Origin of the sequence: Serratia sp. CY38905 (genome assembly GCF_052168875.1) — a bacterium.
In the GTDB taxonomy this organism is placed as follows: domain Bacteria; phylum Pseudomonadota; class Gammaproteobacteria; order Enterobacterales; family Enterobacteriaceae; genus Serratia; species Serratia sarumanii.
Genome location: NZ_JBJNLV010000002.1, coordinates 574,967 through 588,908, shown reverse-complemented (window position 1 = coordinate 588,908; position 13,942 = coordinate 574,967). Strand labels below are relative to the sequence as shown.

Genomic DNA, 13,942 nt, shown 5'->3' with positions numbered 1-13,942 from the left:
GATCTGCAGGCGCTTCAGCGCCTGCAGATCGGCGTTCACCAGCCCGGCGTCGCGGGCGAACAGCGCGTCGACCATGCCCGGCTGGCGGCGATGCTTCAGTGTAGATCCCGACGCGTTCAGAAGTAGTAACCGATGTTCACGTTGGTGCGGAAATACCATTTATTGCTGCCGGAGGATTGGGTGCCGGTCCAGCCGGTGGCGTTTTCCACGCCGCCCCACGGGTTGGCGTTCTGCGCCCAGGTCAGATCCACCCACAGCATCACCGGCATGGCGAACACCTGAACCCCCAGCGTGTTCATTTTGGAATCTGAGCCGCCGTGCCTGTCTTTCCATAGCACGCTGTAGTCGTTGTAGAACCGCAGCTTTTTCACCGGCCCCCAGGGCACGTCGACGTCGCGCGCCAGGTTGATGGCGGCGGTGGTGGCCTGCGACGGGATCAGATAGGCCGGTGTCAGGCCGTTGCCCCCCATCAGGATCACCGAATTGTTGGCCCCGGCCGGGCCTTTGGCGTCGTAACCGTAGCGGATCACCTGGCCGGACAGATGCCAGGGATCGTAATTCACCAGCGTATGTAAACCCGCCGCCCAGAAGCTGCCGTTATCGCCGGTCGCCTGGTTATAGAGCCGCGAAGCCGCCAGCGAACCGCCGAGCTCATTGTCCCAGCCGCCCTGATGGAAAGCGCGCGTCAGCCGCAGGTTTACCTGATCGCGTTTTTCGTTGCGCTGCAGGTGCTGTGACGCATAGTTGGTGTTTTTCAGATCGTCGTAGCTGGCGACGTCGGGGGCGTAACGCACGCCGGTCGGCATCATGCGCGGGTAGTAGGCGGCGTCGAAGGCCCAATCGTCATGCTGATATTGGTATTTGGCACCCAGCCCGGTGTTGACGCCAAAGCCGAGGTAAAACGGAATGCCGTACGACCAGCCGAACTGCGGGTAGGGCATCAGGCCGAACGGTTTGAACGGCGCGCCAAGCTGCACGGCGGAACGTTCAGACAGGTGGTAACCGACATAGGCGCGGTCGATGGCGTATTTGCGTCGATCCTGAAACCAGAATCCGCTATCGAAAAACGCGTTGTTTATCTGGCCGGCGGCATCGATGCGAAAGGCGTCAAAGCGTAAATGCGGCGGATTCCGATAATTGCTGCTGTGCCAGTCTTCATAGCGATAATTGGCGCGCAGCGCGCCGCCGATATCAATATTCTTTTTATTATCCTCGCTTTGCCAATGAATATGCGGCAATGCCGGACGGCTTTTTTTTACCGGTGCCGCGGTGGCGGCAGCGTCGTTGGGCAATGCGGCGGTGGCCGCATAACTCACTGGTGAAACAAGGAAAAAACAAAGCGTGATCGTGCGCATGCCTGGCCCCTGATGAAAGTAGACTGTTTATTAAGGCGAGCGAGTTTCACCTGTGAACAGGGCATTTACGCTCATTGGTTTTATATTTGAGACGATTTTATTGTGCGTTTCATATATTAAATTCAGCGTCGGTTAATATATGAAACTTTGTTTCTTGTTTAATGGAAAAACTATAAATCCGGTATTAAACAAGTCAAGAAATAAAAATGAGAGTTGACGGGCAATACCGATTATTGGGCGCCTTGGCCTGCGGGGGCGACGCAAAGCAGGCTGAAATATTAGTGTCATCAATGCCCGTTAGACTCGCGGCATCCTGGTATTACTGACTAAAAATCATGAACATAAAACGGACACTGGGCCGCAGGGTAAAATCTGCGGCAGCGCTGCCGCGCGCGTTTGGCTTCGGCAAGAGCATGGGCTTATTAAGCGGCGTAATTTGCGTTATCGCGCTATTTTCTCTGCTGCAATTGTTTTCCACCGTATTTATTTCCAATATTCTGCGCGACGCCAAGGTTAACCTGGTGACGGGCGACGCCTTGCATCGCCAGCAGGCGACGATGGATCGTGCCAGGCTGTCGCTACTGACGGCCAGCGACACCCTGAACCGTGCGGGCATCTATTATCTGCAGGACAAAGCCACCGGCTCCGACGGCAGCTGGCACAGCCTGCTGGATGAGTCGTTGGCGGCGCTGCAGGCTTCAGAGCAGGCCTTTGCCCGGTTCGAGCGCTTGAGCGCGGATGCGCCGGAAGCGCCGGGTGCCCTGCAAGACAGCTATCGCCTGTTCTATGACGGCCTGAAAGAGCAGGCGCAAGGATTGCAGGGCAACAGCATCGATGCGTTTTTCGCCGTGCCGATCCAGGCGTTTCAGGCGGATTTCAACGAGAAGTATCTCGCTTACCAGGCGCTGAATGAACGGCGTGGCGATGACGTCAACGTGCGGCAGTTGGCGGCGCTGGAGCAGGCCAAAACCTTTGCGCTCGGCGCGTTGGCCGCGCTGGCGCTGATCGCCGTGGGCGTTTGGTTCGGCGTCTCTCGCTGGGTGATCGCACCGCTGCGGCAGGCGATCGCGCACCTCAACGTACTGGCCGCCGGCGACCTTTCGCGGCCGCTGCCGCCTGGGCGCGCGTTCAACCGCGAGATGCGTCAGCTGCAGACCAGCATTGGCCATATGCAGGGCGGCCTGCAACGCCTGGTGAGCGAGGTGCGCGATGCGGCGGGCGGGATCCTGAACGGCGTCGGGCGGCTGGCGGACGGCAATCGACAGTTGACGGCGCAGTCGGCGAAGCAGGACGGCGAATTGCAGTTGGCGACCGAGTACGTGCGGCAACTGGCGGCGCGGGTGGAAGAAAACGGCCAATATGCGCAGCAGGCCAGCCAACGAACCGAACAGGCCCGGCAGTGCGCCGGCGCCGGTGAGCGGATGATGCAAACCGTCAATGTTTCGATGCAAGGGATCGTCAACCAATCGGCCGAAATGCGCGGCATCGTCGCGCTGATCGACAGCGTGGCGTTCCAGACCAATATTCTGGCGCTGAATGCGGCGATCGAGGCCGCGCACGCCGGGGGACACGGCCGCGGCTTTGCCATCGTGGCCAAAGAGGTGGGCCTGTTGGCGCAAAAGAGCAGCCATTCGACGCGCGATATTCAGCAGTTGATCAACCGTTCGCTGCTGCAAATCGATCAAGGCTCGCAGGCGGTGGATCTACTGACGGGCAACCTGCGCCAGATTATCGATCTGGTGAACAAATGCAGTGCGTTGATGGGAGAAATCTCCCTGGCGTCGCTCAATCAGGGGGAGAGCATTCAGGACGTGACGGCGCGCATCGCGGCGCTGAATCAGGTGGCGCGGCAAACCGGCACGGTGGTGAACGCGGTGACCGAGGCTTCTCAGCGGTTGCAGGGCGAATCGGAACGGTTAGAAAAAGCGATGGCGCGTTTCAGGCTGCCGACGCAATAAATAACCCCGCCGCAGATTAATGAATAATAAAGCTGCGCTTAACGTTATTTATTATTTTCGTGTCCTGAGAAAGTTCAGCGGTTAAATAAAAGAACAGGCCGGCGCTTATGGGTTAAAAAAGCGCCGGCCTGCAGAGATTATTTTAACCGGATGATTAACGGCTGGTCTGGTGGCCGATAATGCCGCCCAGCGCTGCGCCGCCAAGGGTGCCCAGCGTACTGCCGTCGGTCAGCACCGCGCCGCCGACGGCGCCCACGCCCGCGCCGATCGCCGTGTTGCGATCGCGATTGGACATATGCCCGCATGCGGTAACGGAAAGCGTTGCCATGACCACCACCAACACACCTGCGGCACGTTTAATATTCATAATGAGTTCCTGGTAAATTGGCTGATTAATGGATTAAAAATAATCCGATTAATCCGCCGGTAGAAGTTGAGATGAATGTATTCCTCCGTAAGAAAATCGAACAGGTAAAAATTCTTAATTTTGCGGCGCTGAAAAGCGATTGCTCGCCGAATGCGCGGCCGCGGGTAAAATCGTGGGTCTATACTGGGAAGACGCCTCGCGGAGGGGCGCACACTCTGGAGGCCGCCATGTCCGATCTCGTTTCCGCATCCGGCAAACCGGTGAAAATCCCCGGCCCGGACCACCCGATCGCCTTGACCCGTCATCCGGCGCGGGTCGTGGTGCGTGCCGGCGGTCAGACCCTGGCCGACAGCCACAACGCGCTCATTCTGCAGGAAGCCACCTATCCGCCGGTGTTTTACTTTCCGCGTGAGGACGTGAATATGGCGCTGTTGCAGAAAAACGAGCACGTCAGCTACTGCCCTTATAAGGGCGACTGCAGTTATTTTTCCCTTGTGCTTAACGGCGAGCAGGAGGCCAATGTGGCCTGGAGTTATGAAATGCCCTATAACGCCGTGGTGGCGATCAAGGATCATCTGGCATTTTATCCCGACAAAGTGGCGGAAATCCGTGCCGAAGCCTGAGCCCCGCCGCATCCGGGCGTGGGCAGGTTGACATTCTTCTTATCCCTACTCATTATGTGTATTACTGGAAATTGATACGTTTTCCTTATGTTTTAGTCCGACATAAACGAAACTCTGAGCAGGTGCCAAGGTGTCTACCTCTACGCGATTTGCCGTTGCCATCCATATTCTGACCAATATCACGCTGTGCCGTGGCCAGACGGTGCGTTCCGAAGATATCGCGCGCAGCGTCAATACCAACCCGACGGTGGTGCGGCGCATCCTCGGCGCGCTGGCGGAGGCGGGGCTGACCTATTCACAGATGGGGCAAGGCGGCGGGGCGCTGCTGGCGCGGCCGGCGGAAGCGATCTCGTTGCTGGACGTGTATCGCGCGGTGGAAGATCAACCGTATTTCATGCTGCACCGTACACGGCCTAATGATGCGTGCTATATCGGCCACGCCATTACCCCGGTGCTGGAGCAAGAGTTTGCGCGCGTCGGTCTCGCGCTGGAAGCCAGCCTGGCGCAAACCAGCATCGCCGAAATGGCCGGGCAGGTCGAGCGGCGCGCAGGCTATCCTTTTGTCCCTTGTTCGCCGCAATATCAAGCGGATACGCAATAAAAACCCGCGCCAATTCCTTCTTCGCGCAGAGCATTTTTTGCATTGCGTTAATGTAATTGTGTAAGTTACATTAGCTCGCATCAAGTGTGATGTAGCTCACGTTTTAGACTGCCTCCCCACGATACTCAACCGATTGGCCGGAAACCTTTTCTTCCGGCACAGATTCGCTGTGCTTATAAACCAGGAGAGAACGATGTTAGAAATGATTGAAAGCTTGGCCACCGTGGTGGTCCTGGTGCCGGTAATGGTGGCCGTTTTGCTCGGCGCGATTTACGGCCTGGGTGAAGTGTTCAACGTCTTTTCCGCTATCGGCCGCAAAAAAGGCTGATCGGCACGCCAGGGGGCGGCTCTCGTCCTCCGGCCCCCGCATTTTCCTTCCCATCATTACTCCATCGCGTATACCGTCTCTAATCCCGAAAAAGCCGGGCGCTCAGCGTATCGATAAACACCCTGAGTTTTGGCGTCAGGTGTTTGCTGGAAGGCCAGAGGACTTTAAAGCTGCCGGTGTGGTGGCAATGCTCAGACAAGATCGGTTGCAATCGCCCCTGTTCCCGTGCGCGCTTCACGGCAAAATCCGGCAAACAGGCGATGCCCTGGCCGCTTTCCGCCAGGTAAATCAGGGTATCGACGGTATTGCAGACCAGCCGGGTGTTGATCCCCTCGGCGAGCAGCTTTTCCCATCCGGCGATCGGCCAGGGCTCCACTCTGCCGGTAGAGGGAAATTTGTACAGCAGGCAGGCATGGCCTTGCAGTTCCGCCGGTTGACGCGGGATCCCCATCTGGCGCAAATAATCCGGCGAGGCCACCAGCTGCAGATGAAACGTGCCCAGCTGGCGGCTCATCAGCCGTGAGTCTTCGGTCTCGCCGACGCGAACCACGGCATCAAAGCCTTCTTCGATGACATCGACCCGACGGTCGGAAAAATCGGTTTCCAGCTCAATTTCCGGGTAACGCCGAACAAATTCCGCCAGCACCGGATTCAACAGGCCGCCCACCAGCGGCAAACTGACACGCAGCTTGCCGCGCGGCGCGCTGTGCGTATCGCTGATTTCCCGTTCCGCCGCCGCCAATTCCCCGAGAATGCGCTGACAGCGGTGCAGAAACAGCCGGCCTTCGGCGGTCAGCGTCATGCTGCGCGTGCTGCGGTGAAACAGGCGCGCGCCCAGCCGGTTTTCCAGGCGGGCGATGCTTTTCCCCACCGCGGAAGCGGAAATGCCGAGCACACGCCCGGCCTCAACGAAACTCAGCGTCTCCGCGGCCTGCACAAAGACGCTTACCCCAGACAGATTATCCATTGCTTACCCCATTGCGGACGTGAATGTCCGCTATGAAAGGAAATCTAGCCTGTTTTTCCGTTAATCACCACGCTCTATGCTCGGTGGCGACAGCATGGGCTGACTACCTGGAGCAATAAAGATGAGTGAATACGGATCCTCCACCAACGCGATCGACGGCGCGCTAGAGAAAGCTTTGCGCGAAAAACGCTTGGTTGGCGCGGTCGTTTTGGTGGCGCAGGGCGGTAAGATCGTTTATCGACGCGCGGCGGGCATGGCGGATCGCGAAGCGGGCAAGCCGATGGCGTGCAATACGCTGTTTCGGCTGGCTTCGGTGTCCAAACCGATCGTGTCCACGGCGGCGTTGGCGCTGATGGCGCAAGGCGGCATGCGGTTAGACGATCCGATCACGCGTTGGCTGCCGAATTTTCGCCCGCGGCTGGCGGACGGCACCCAACCGTTGATGACGCTATGGCATTTGATGACCCACACCGCCGGATTAAGCTACCGTTTTTTCCAGCCGGAAGGGGGATTCTACGCTCAGTCGGCGGTCTCCGACGGCATGGATGAGGCGGCGGTAAGCCTGCAGGAAAATGTGCGGCGTATCGCTTCCGCGCCGTTGCTGGCTCCGCCCGGCGCGGCGTGGCGTTATTCCATCGCCACCGATGTGTTGGGCGCGGTTATTGAACAGGCGAGCGGCCTGCCGCTGGCGCAGGCGGTCAAAAAATGGGTGACCGGGCCGCTGGCGATGACGGATACCGATTTCCTGGCGGTGGACGCCGCGCGTTTGGCGGCCGCATACGCCGATCATGCCGGCGAGCCACGCCGCCTGCGCCAGCCGGATCGTTTACCGTTCATCGACGGCAGCGCCGGTTTTCATCTGTCGCCGGCGCGTGCGCTGGATCCGCAGGCGTACGCCTCCGGCGGCGCCGGCATGGTCGGTTCGGCGGAGGATTTCCTGCGCCTGCTGGAAACGTTGCGCCAGGGGGGCGGGCAGGTGCTGCCGGCTGATTGGGTGGCGGCGCTGACCACCAACCAAATCGGCGATCTGCCGATGCCGTTTTGGCCAGGGCGCGGGTTTGGCCTGGGCATCACCGTGCTGAAAGATCCCGTCGCCGCGCAAACGCCGGAGTCCGTTGGCAGCTGGCGGATGGGCGGCACCTATGGCCACTCGTGGTTTGTCGATCCGGCCCGGCAGCTCAGCGTGGTGGCGTTTACCAACACGGCGCTGGAGGGGATGTCCGGCGCCTTTGTCGGCGAGATTTGTCAGGCGGTTTATGCCGCGACGGGAGCGATGTGATGGGCCTGTTGCCACCGATTTTCTTCATCGCGCTGGGGCTGTTCGGCGTTTACTGCATCGAGTTTGGCGTAGTGGGTATCTTGCCGCAGATCATCGCGCGCTATGGCATCTCCACGGCGCAGGCCGGCTGGCTGGTCGGGGTCTTCGCCCTGACCATTGCGCTGTTCGGGCCGCTGTTGGTGCTGCTGGCGTCGCGGTTTAATCGCAAACGCATGCTGTTGATCGCGTTGGCCGTGTTTGCGGCAGCCAGCGCGCTGGCCGCTCAGGCGGACAGCTTTGCCATGCTCATGCTGCTGCGCATTTTGCCGGCGTTGTTTCACCCGATCTACTTTTCACTGGCGATGGTGGCGGCCGCGGCGCTTTATCCGCCGCATCTGGCCACCAAAGCAACCGCTTATGCGTTTATCGGCACCAGCATGGGCATGGTGTTGGGGATACCGTTGACGCAATGGATCGCCGGGCAGTTCAGCTACGAGGCGTCGTTCCGATTTTGCGCGCTGGTCAACCTGCTGGCGGCGCTGGGATTGCTGTGGCGCTTGCCTGATGCGGCCGTGCAGCGCCTCAGCTATGGCAAGCAGTTGGCCATCCTGCGCAGCGGCACGCTGTGGCTGAATATCACCACCTGCGTGCTGATCTTTGCCGCCATGTTTGCCGTCTACGCTTACGCGGCCGAGTACCTCAGCCGTGAAATCGGCCTCAGCGGCGGCGCCATCGGCTTGCTTCTGGTGGCGTTCGGTGTGGGCGGTGTCGCGGGCAACCTGTTGGCCGGCAAGTGGTTGAGCCGTCATCGTGCGGTGACGGTGTTGCTGCACCCGATGGCCTTGATGGCGGCCTATGCGCTGCTGTATTGCTACGGCAGCGCGAATATCGGTTCAATGACGGCGCTTTGTCTGTACTGGGGAGCGGCGCACACCAGCGGTTTGATCGTGACGCAGATCTGGCTGACCTCCGAAGCGCCGCAGGCGCCGGCGTTCGCCACCGGGCTGTATATCGCCTTTATCAATCTGGGCGTGGCGGTGGGGTCGCTGGTGGGCGGCTGGTTTATCGCTGCCTGGGGGCTGCCGGGCAGCCTGCTGTGCGGGGCCATGTTTGCCGCACTGGCGGCGATCGCGATCGCCGCCAGGCTGTGGCTGCAACGGCAGGCTACGGTTGCGTTGCGTCAATCATCGCCATCACCTGCCGAAACATCGCGCTTTCCGCATCGGCCAGTTCGTTGACCAGCGTAAAGTGATTGCAGTGGCGATCTGCCAGCAGCTGGACGTCGAGGCCGCGCGCCAGGCAGGCGTCATAATAGGCCTGCGTCTGGTTTTTGAAGGCTTGGGTTTCCCGCTGGCCGACGTCGAGCAGGATCTGCGGCGCATGTTCTTTCGCCGGCAGCAAAAACAGCGGGATGAGGGCTTGCGCCTGTTCGGGCGTCAGGTGCAGCCAGTCGTTGATATAGATATCGCACAGCGGCCGCAGATCGTAGAGGCCGCTCAGCGCCAGCGCGCCTTTGATCGCGTCGGGCGGCAGGCGATAGCGTTGCTGCCAGCCGTCGGCGATCAGCATGCCGCACAGGTGGCCGCCGGCCGAACTGCCGCTGACGAAAATGCGCGCCGGATCGATGCCGAAGGGCGCCCCGTGATGATAGAGCCAGGCGACGGCGCTGCGCACCTCGTGCACGATCTCCGCCAGCGTCGCTTCCGGCGCCAGCGTATATTCCAGCGTGGCGACCGCCACGCCGCGGCGGGCAAACGCGGCGGCCATCGAGCAGGCTTCCTCTTTGCGCTGTGAATGCCAGTAGCCGCCATGAATAAAGACCAGCAGCGGGGCGGGCTGTGCGCTGGCCGGGAACAGGTCGAGGCGCTCGGCGGCGCTCATGCCGTAGCGCAGATCGTAAATGCCCGGCGTCTGCGCCCTGGCACGCTGGGCCAGCGCGGCGTATTCCGCCATGCAGGCGTCAAAATCTTCCACCGAAGCGCGGGCGTTGTATTGCACGGCGCGCACGCTCAGGTCTGTAAACGTCAGATCGATGCTCATCACCTCTCCTGATTGTTATGCGTTATGCCCTCATCGTCGTCCCGCAGGCGAAAAGATGTTTGATCTTCGGTGCGCATCATTGCGGCTTCTCTGATGCTGCTTTCTGCTGTATATTGCTGTTTTATGCTTTTTACTGCGGAATAAACCCATGCACAAAGCGGCACGACAGCGCCATTTACTGGATTTGCTCAGCGAACGCGGGCAGGCGGCGGTGGCGGAATTGGCCGGCGCCATCGGCGTTTCGGTCGATACCGTGCGCCGCGATCTGGCCGATCTCGAGCGGCAAGGGTTGGCGCAGAAACATCACGGCGGGGCGATCGCGCTCGAACCGTCCGGCATGCCGCGCCAGGCGCGCGCGGCGCTGTTGCCGCAGGTCAAGCAGCGGCTCGGCCGCGCGGTGGCCGCGCAGATCCCGCCCGGCAGCACCCTGATTCTGGATGCGGGCAGCACGCTGCTGGCGGTGGCGCAGGCGCTGCGCGGGCCGGCCACGGTGATCACCGCTTCGCTGGATATCGCGCAGTGCCTGAGCGACAGGCCGGAGATCAACCTGATTCTGCTCGGCGGCCAGTGGGATGCGCGCCAGCGGCTGTTCGCCGGCAGCGCCACCCTGGCGTTGCTGGAACGCTACCGCGCGGATATCGCCTTGCTGGGCGCCTGTGCGGTGCATGCGCAGCTGGGGCTGAGCGCCGGCGACGAGGCCGATGCAGAGGTCAAACGCGCCATGCTGGCCAACAGCGGCGAGCGCTGGCTGGTGGCCGACCATATGAAGCTGGATCGCTGCGAACCGCATCACGTTGCGGATCTGGCGCAGATCCAACGGCTGTTTACCGATCGCCCGTGGGACAACCTGGACGAACAGTCACTGATTGAACTTTGTGTCGTCGCCGACGACCGCTAGAGGAGAACACTGATGAACGATACCGCTCGACCGTTGCAGGTGGCGCTGATTGGCTACGGCTTTGTCGGCAAGGCGTTTCACGCGCCGCTGATTAACGCGGTGCCGGGGCTGGAACTGAGCGTGGTGGCTTCGCGCGATGCCGCCAAGGTGCATGCCGATCTGCCGCACGCGCAGGTGATAGCCGATCCGCTGGAGGCCATCCGCCGGCCGGAGGTGGATTTGGTGGTGATCGCGTCGCCGAATGACACCCATGCGCCGCTGGCGCTGGCCGCGCTGGAGGCGGGCAAGCACGTGGTGGTGGATAAGCCCTTTACGCTGGACTTGGCGCAGGCGCGCACGCTGATTGCGGCGGCGGAAAAACACGATCGCCTGCTGTCGGTGTTCCAGAACCGCCGCTGGGACAGCGACTACCTGGGGGTAAAGCAGGTGATCGAACAGGGGCTGATCGGCAAGGTGACGCACTTTGAGTCGCACATCGATCGTTACCGCCCCGAAGTGCGGGTGCGCTGGCGCGAGCAGAACCTGCCGGGCAGCGGGCTGTGGTTTGATCTGGGGCCGCACATGGTCGATCAGGCGCTGCAGCTGTTCGGTTTGCCGCACAGCGTGCAGGCCAACATCGCCACGCTGCGCCCCAACGCGCAGGTTAACGACTGGGCCCACGTGGTGCTCAACTACCCGACGCACCGCGTGATCCTGCATGGCAGCATGCTGGTGGCGGGCGGCGTGTCGCGCTTTACCGTGCACGGCGAGAAAGGCAGCGTGGTCAAAACGCGCGCCGACGGGCAGGAGAGCCAACTGCTGGCCGGCGTGACGCCGGGCTCGGCAGAGTGGGGCAAAGACGACGACGCGATGAGCCTGTTTATCGGCACGGAGCCGGTGCGCACGCTGCCGACGCCGAATGGCGATCAGCGCCAGTATTACTTCCAGGTACGCGACGCCCTGCGCGGCGCCGGCAGCAATCCGGTTACCGCTGCGCAGGCGCTGGCGGTGATGGCGGTGCTGGAGGCGGCCACCCTGGCGGCGGAAACCGGAGTGACTCAGCCGTTGCCGCTCACCGAGGCGGAGATCGCCGCCTGGTAACGGTTCGCGTCAGATAAGGCGTCAGACGCATGGATACAGTGCATGCCGTGCGTCTTCCGCCATTCCAACCTCTGACATAGGCTAATCCTCAGTCTATGTCAGGAGTGTTTACCATGTTATCCCATCCTTCGCCGCAGGGCGTCCGCGGCATACTGGCCGCACTGTCTCTGAGCATGTTGCTGTCATCGCTCGGCATCAGCATCGCCAACGTTGGGCTACCGGCGCTCGCCGCCGCGTTCCATGCTTCGTTCCAGGCGGTGCAGTGGGTATTGCTCTGTTATTTACTGGCCGTCACCACCTGCATCATCGGCATCGGCCGCCTCGGCGACAGCCTTAATCGCCGCCGCCTGCTGCTGGCGGGCATCGCGCTGTTTACCGCCGCTTCGCTCGCTTGTGCGCTGGCCCCGCAGCTTTGGCTGCTGCTGGCGACGCGCATGGCGCAGGGGCTGGGGGGCGCGGCCATGATGTCGATCGCCATGGCGCTGGCGGGCGAGGCGCTGGGCACGGATAAAATCGGCCGCGCGATGGGGCTGCTCGGCACCCTGTCGGCGGTGGGCACCGCGCTGGGGCCGTCGTTGGGCGGCGCGCTGATCGCCGGTTTCGGCTGGCGGGCGATGTTTCTTATCAATCTGCCGCTGGGGCTGCTGGCGCTGTGGCTCGCCTGGCGATACTTGCCGGATGGGGCACGCCCGGCAGCGCGCCAGGAACCGTTCGATCGCGCCGGTACGCTGCTGCTGGGCGGCGCATTGCTCTGCTATTCGCTGGCGATGACCCTTGGGCGCGGCAACTTCGGCGCGCTCAACCTGGCGTTGATGCTGGGGGCGCTGTTGGCGGGGGCGCTGTTTATCGGCGTGGAACGCCGCGCCGCATCGCCGCTGTTGGCGCCGGCGATGTTTCGCCATCCGGCCCTGACGGCGGGGCTGGCGGCCAGCGCGCTGGTGATGACGGTCATGACCGCCACGCTGGTGGTCGGGCCGTTCTACCTGTCGCGCGCGCTGGGGTTAAGCGCCGAGCAGGTCGGGCTGGTGATGTCGGCGGGGCCGGCGGTGGCGATCCTGACCGGCATTCCGGCCGGTTATCTGGTGGATCGTTTTGGATCGCAGCGCATTGGCCAGTTTGGGCTGGCGGCAGTGGCCGCCGGGGCGGCGTTGCTGTCGTTGCTTAACCGCTGGGGCGTGCTCGGCTATGTTGGCCCCATCGCGCTGCTGACCGCCGGCTATGCGCTGTTTCAGGTGGCCAACAACACCATGCTGATGAAGGATCTGTTTCCCGAACGGCGCGGGCTGGTCGCCGGCATGGTGAACCTGGCGCGCAATCTTGGGGCGATTACTGGCGCTTCGGCGCTGGGGGCGCTGTTTTATCTGGCTTCGCAGCGGGTGGCGGGCGCCGCCGCCGCCGCGGCTTACGGCATGCAGGTGACCTACGGCGTGGCGGCGCTGTTGGCGTTGGCGGCGCTGCTCATCGCCTTCGGCGGCCGCCGCCTGATGCTGCGTTACGATTCGCGCTGAACCGCGTAACGTGCTTGCGCGAAGCCGTTGTCCGATGGGGTGACGGCGAGCAGGCGCTGCTCGGGGCCAGCGGCGCCGAACAAGGGTATGCCGCCGCCCGCGTTGGCGATGAATCCGTCTACGCCGGTGGCGATATGAACCGAACATTTCATCAGGCGAGATCGCCCCGGTACACCACATGGACCTTGTTGCCGTCGGGATCGCGCAGGTAAGCGCCGAAATAGCCCTTGCCGTAATGCGCGCGTTCGCCGGGCTCGCCTTCACCGCTGCCGCCCGCCAGCAGGCCGGCGGCGTAAGCGCGTTTGACCTCCAGCTCATCGGCGGCGAGAAACGCCAGCATGCTGCCGTTGCCGGCGCTGGCGGGTTGCCCGTCGAAGGGTTGGTAAGCATAGAAACGCGGCAGCGTTTGGCCCGGCATCACCCAGCAGCGGGCGGCGGGGCCGCCGTCCGGCGTCACTTCCCGCCGCTGTAATCCCAGCGGCAACAGGATGGCGTCGTAGAAGGCGGCGGCGGCGTCCAGATCGCTGACGCCGACGGTAATATGGCTGAACATGGCGCTTCCTTTCCGAAGAGAGAGTATGAACGCATAAAACAGTAGCAGCGATATTGCCGAATGGACAGACCGCAACGGAGGATTCGGATTAGAGACGCACGCAGGGGCAAAGCGCGCTTCACGGTGTGCGGGGCAGGCCGCCGCTCAATTGCTTTCGACGCGCGGATTGGCGTGAGTCGGTTGGCTGGGATAGTCCACCTGATGCTTATGCAGGTAATCGCGGATCAGCTGGCGCACCACCTGGGAAGGGGTGACGTCCTGCTGCAGGCACAGTTCCTCCAAGGCTTTCTTCTTGTCCGGGTCAATCAGCACCGTTAGCCGCGCCGTTTTCTTTTCCATCAGGATCCTCCAGAGAATGATAACTGAATGATAATACCATGTGGGCGAAGCGGCCAGCCAGACCGCG

The 13,942-nt window shown here is 62.0% G+C and carries 16 protein-coding genes; 9 read left to right on the top strand and 7 right to left on the bottom strand.

What is annotated here, in order from left to right; translation table 11 throughout:
• Window positions 1–116 precede the first annotated feature (116 nt).
• Entirely contained in the window at window positions 117–1,355 is a 1,239-nt protein-coding gene (locus ACJ8MK_RS09465) for a hypothetical protein (RefSeq protein ID WP_033655022.1), read from the bottom strand.
• Between the two features lie 335 nt (window positions 1,356–1,690).
• Between ACJ8MK_RS09465 and ACJ8MK_RS09460 the strand changes: the two genes are divergently transcribed.
• Window positions 1,691–3,313: a methyl-accepting chemotaxis protein gene (locus ACJ8MK_RS09460; protein WP_442517685.1), complete on the top strand. Its 1,623-nt coding sequence runs from the start codon at window positions 1,691–1,693 to the stop codon at window positions 3,311–3,313.
• Window positions 3,314–3,467: 154 nt separating this feature from the next.
• Here ACJ8MK_RS09460 and osmB read toward each other — a convergent pair whose 3' ends face one another.
• Complete coding sequence (gene osmB / locus ACJ8MK_RS09455; RefSeq protein WP_004940700.1) at window positions 3,468–3,680, bottom strand: osmotically-inducible lipoprotein OsmB; 213 nt, start codon at window positions 3,678–3,680, stop codon at window positions 3,468–3,470.
• A gap of 227 nt (window positions 3,681–3,907) precedes the next feature.
• On the opposite strand from osmB, the gene ACJ8MK_RS09450 reads away from it, so the two are divergent.
• The 3 genes from ACJ8MK_RS09450 (at window position 3,908) to ACJ8MK_RS09440 (ending at window position 5,232) form a co-directional block, all read left to right on the top strand.
• On the top strand, window positions 3,908–4,303 hold the full coding sequence (locus ACJ8MK_RS09450) for a DUF427 domain-containing protein (protein ID WP_103829504.1): 396 nt from the start codon (window positions 3,908–3,910) through the stop codon (window positions 4,301–4,303).
• Window positions 4,304–4,433: 130 nt separating this feature from the next.
• Entirely contained in the window at window positions 4,434–4,904 is a 471-nt protein-coding gene (locus ACJ8MK_RS09445) for an Rrf2 family transcriptional regulator (protein WP_033648278.1), read from the top strand.
• Window positions 4,905–5,097: 193 nt separating this feature from the next.
• Window positions 5,098–5,232 (top strand): AcrZ family multidrug efflux pump-associated protein, encoded by a 135-nt coding sequence (locus tag ACJ8MK_RS09440; RefSeq protein ID WP_033634505.1) that lies wholly within the window; start codon window positions 5,098–5,100, stop codon window positions 5,230–5,232.
• A 79-nt stretch (window positions 5,233–5,311) separates the two neighbouring features.
• On the opposite strand, the gene ACJ8MK_RS09435 is transcribed toward ACJ8MK_RS09440, so the two are convergent.
• The gene (locus ACJ8MK_RS09435; protein WP_060420991.1) at window positions 5,312–6,199 is read right to left on the bottom strand and encodes a LysR family transcriptional regulator; all 888 of its coding nucleotides are present in this window, start codon (window positions 6,197–6,199) and stop codon (window positions 5,312–5,314) included.
• 121 nt (window positions 6,200–6,320) lie between these two features.
• Between ACJ8MK_RS09435 and ACJ8MK_RS09430 the strand changes: the two genes are divergently transcribed.
• Both ACJ8MK_RS09430 and ACJ8MK_RS09425 read left to right on the top strand, forming a co-directional pair.
• Window positions 6,321–7,478 (top strand): serine hydrolase domain-containing protein, encoded by a 1,158-nt coding sequence (locus ACJ8MK_RS09430; protein ID WP_103829506.1) that lies wholly within the window; start codon window positions 6,321–6,323, stop codon window positions 7,476–7,478.
• Window positions 7,478–8,695: an MFS transporter gene (locus tag ACJ8MK_RS09425; protein ID WP_033655026.1), complete on the top strand. Its 1,218-nt coding sequence runs from the start codon at window positions 7,478–7,480 to the stop codon at window positions 8,693–8,695. Before ACJ8MK_RS09430 ends, ACJ8MK_RS09425 begins: the two co-directional genes overlap by 1 nt.
• On the opposite strand, the gene ACJ8MK_RS09420 is transcribed toward ACJ8MK_RS09425, so the two are convergent.
• Complete coding sequence (locus tag ACJ8MK_RS09420) at window positions 8,622–9,497, bottom strand: alpha/beta hydrolase (protein WP_442517684.1); 876 nt, start codon at window positions 9,495–9,497, stop codon at window positions 8,622–8,624. The two genes, ACJ8MK_RS09425 and ACJ8MK_RS09420, sit on opposite strands and share 74 nt — an antisense overlap.
• Window positions 9,498–9,645: 148 nt before the next feature.
• Here ACJ8MK_RS09420 and ACJ8MK_RS09415 point away from each other — a divergent pair, with 148 nt between their 5' ends.
• The 3 genes from ACJ8MK_RS09415 (at window position 9,646) to ACJ8MK_RS09405 (ending at window position 12,983) form a co-directional block, all read left to right on the top strand.
• Window positions 9,646–10,395, top strand: coding sequence for a DeoR family transcriptional regulator (locus tag ACJ8MK_RS09415; RefSeq protein ID WP_197838801.1), 750 nt, complete (start codon window positions 9,646–9,648; stop codon window positions 10,393–10,395).
• A gap of 12 nt (window positions 10,396–10,407) precedes the next feature.
• Window positions 10,408–11,475 (top strand): oxidoreductase, encoded by a 1,068-nt coding sequence (locus tag ACJ8MK_RS09410; protein WP_033655029.1) that lies wholly within the window; start codon window positions 10,408–10,410, stop codon window positions 11,473–11,475.
• Window positions 11,476–11,588: 113 nt separating this feature from the next.
• Window positions 11,589–12,983 (top strand): MFS transporter, encoded by a 1,395-nt coding sequence (locus tag ACJ8MK_RS09405; RefSeq protein ID WP_197838797.1) that lies wholly within the window; start codon window positions 11,589–11,591, stop codon window positions 12,981–12,983.
• Here ACJ8MK_RS09405 and ACJ8MK_RS09400 read toward each other — a convergent pair.
• From ACJ8MK_RS09400 to ACJ8MK_RS09390, 3 genes are all read right to left on the bottom strand, one after another.
• Entirely contained in the window at window positions 12,968–13,135 is a 168-nt protein-coding gene (locus ACJ8MK_RS09400) for a hypothetical protein (protein ID WP_432501593.1), read from the bottom strand. The two genes, ACJ8MK_RS09405 and ACJ8MK_RS09400, sit on opposite strands and share 16 nt — an antisense overlap.
• Entirely contained in the window at window positions 13,135–13,536 is a 402-nt protein-coding gene (locus ACJ8MK_RS09395; RefSeq protein WP_033634513.1) for a VOC family protein, read from the bottom strand. The genes ACJ8MK_RS09400 and ACJ8MK_RS09395 overlap by 1 nt, the downstream gene beginning before the upstream one ends.
• A gap of 144 nt (window positions 13,537–13,680) precedes the next feature.
• On the bottom strand, window positions 13,681–13,875 hold the full coding sequence (locus ACJ8MK_RS09390) for a ribbon-helix-helix protein, CopG family (protein ID WP_004928567.1): 195 nt from the start codon (window positions 13,873–13,875) through the stop codon (window positions 13,681–13,683).
• Between the last annotated feature and the right edge of the window lie 67 nt (window positions 13,876–13,942).

Coding starts and splice junctions, on each gene's coding strand:
- ACJ8MK_RS09430 (WP_103829506.1), top strand. CDS start 6,321: ATGAGTGAATACGGATCCTCCACCAACGCGATCGACGGCGCGCTAGAG.
- ACJ8MK_RS09440 (WP_033634505.1), top strand. CDS start 5,098: ATGTTAGAAATGATTGAAAGCTTGGCCACCGTGGTGGTCCTGGTGCCG.
- ACJ8MK_RS09425 (WP_033655026.1), top strand. CDS start 7,478: ATGGGCCTGTTGCCACCGATTTTCTTCATCGCGCTGGGGCTGTTCGGC.
- ACJ8MK_RS09400 (WP_432501593.1), bottom strand. CDS start 13,135: ATGAAATGTTCGGTTCATATCGCCACCGGCGTAGACGGATTCATCGCC.
- ACJ8MK_RS09450 (WP_103829504.1), top strand. CDS start 3,908: ATGTCCGATCTCGTTTCCGCATCCGGCAAACCGGTGAAAATCCCCGGC.
- ACJ8MK_RS09465 (WP_033655022.1), bottom strand. CDS start 1,355: ATGCGCACGATCACGCTTTGTTTTTTCCTTGTTTCACCAGTGAGTTAT.
- ACJ8MK_RS09420 (WP_442517684.1), bottom strand. CDS start 9,497: ATGAGCATCGATCTGACGTTTACAGACCTGAGCGTGCGCGCCGTGCAA.
- ACJ8MK_RS09395 (WP_033634513.1), bottom strand. CDS start 13,536: ATGTTCAGCCATATTACCGTCGGCGTCAGCGATCTGGACGCCGCCGCC.
- ACJ8MK_RS09435 (WP_060420991.1), bottom strand. CDS start 6,199: ATGGATAATCTGTCTGGGGTAAGCGTCTTTGTGCAGGCCGCGGAGACG.
- ACJ8MK_RS09410 (WP_033655029.1), top strand. CDS start 10,408: ATGAACGATACCGCTCGACCGTTGCAGGTGGCGCTGATTGGCTACGGC.
- ACJ8MK_RS09460 (WP_442517685.1), top strand. CDS start 1,691: ATGAACATAAAACGGACACTGGGCCGCAGGGTAAAATCTGCGGCAGCG.
- osmB (WP_004940700.1), bottom strand. CDS start 3,680: ATGAATATTAAACGTGCCGCAGGTGTGTTGGTGGTGGTCATGGCAACG.
- ACJ8MK_RS09390 (WP_004928567.1), bottom strand. CDS start 13,875: ATGGAAAAGAAAACGGCGCGGCTAACGGTGCTGATTGACCCGGACAAG.
- ACJ8MK_RS09405 (WP_197838797.1), top strand. CDS start 11,589: ATGTTATCCCATCCTTCGCCGCAGGGCGTCCGCGGCATACTGGCCGCA.
- ACJ8MK_RS09415 (WP_197838801.1), top strand. CDS start 9,646: ATGCACAAAGCGGCACGACAGCGCCATTTACTGGATTTGCTCAGCGAA.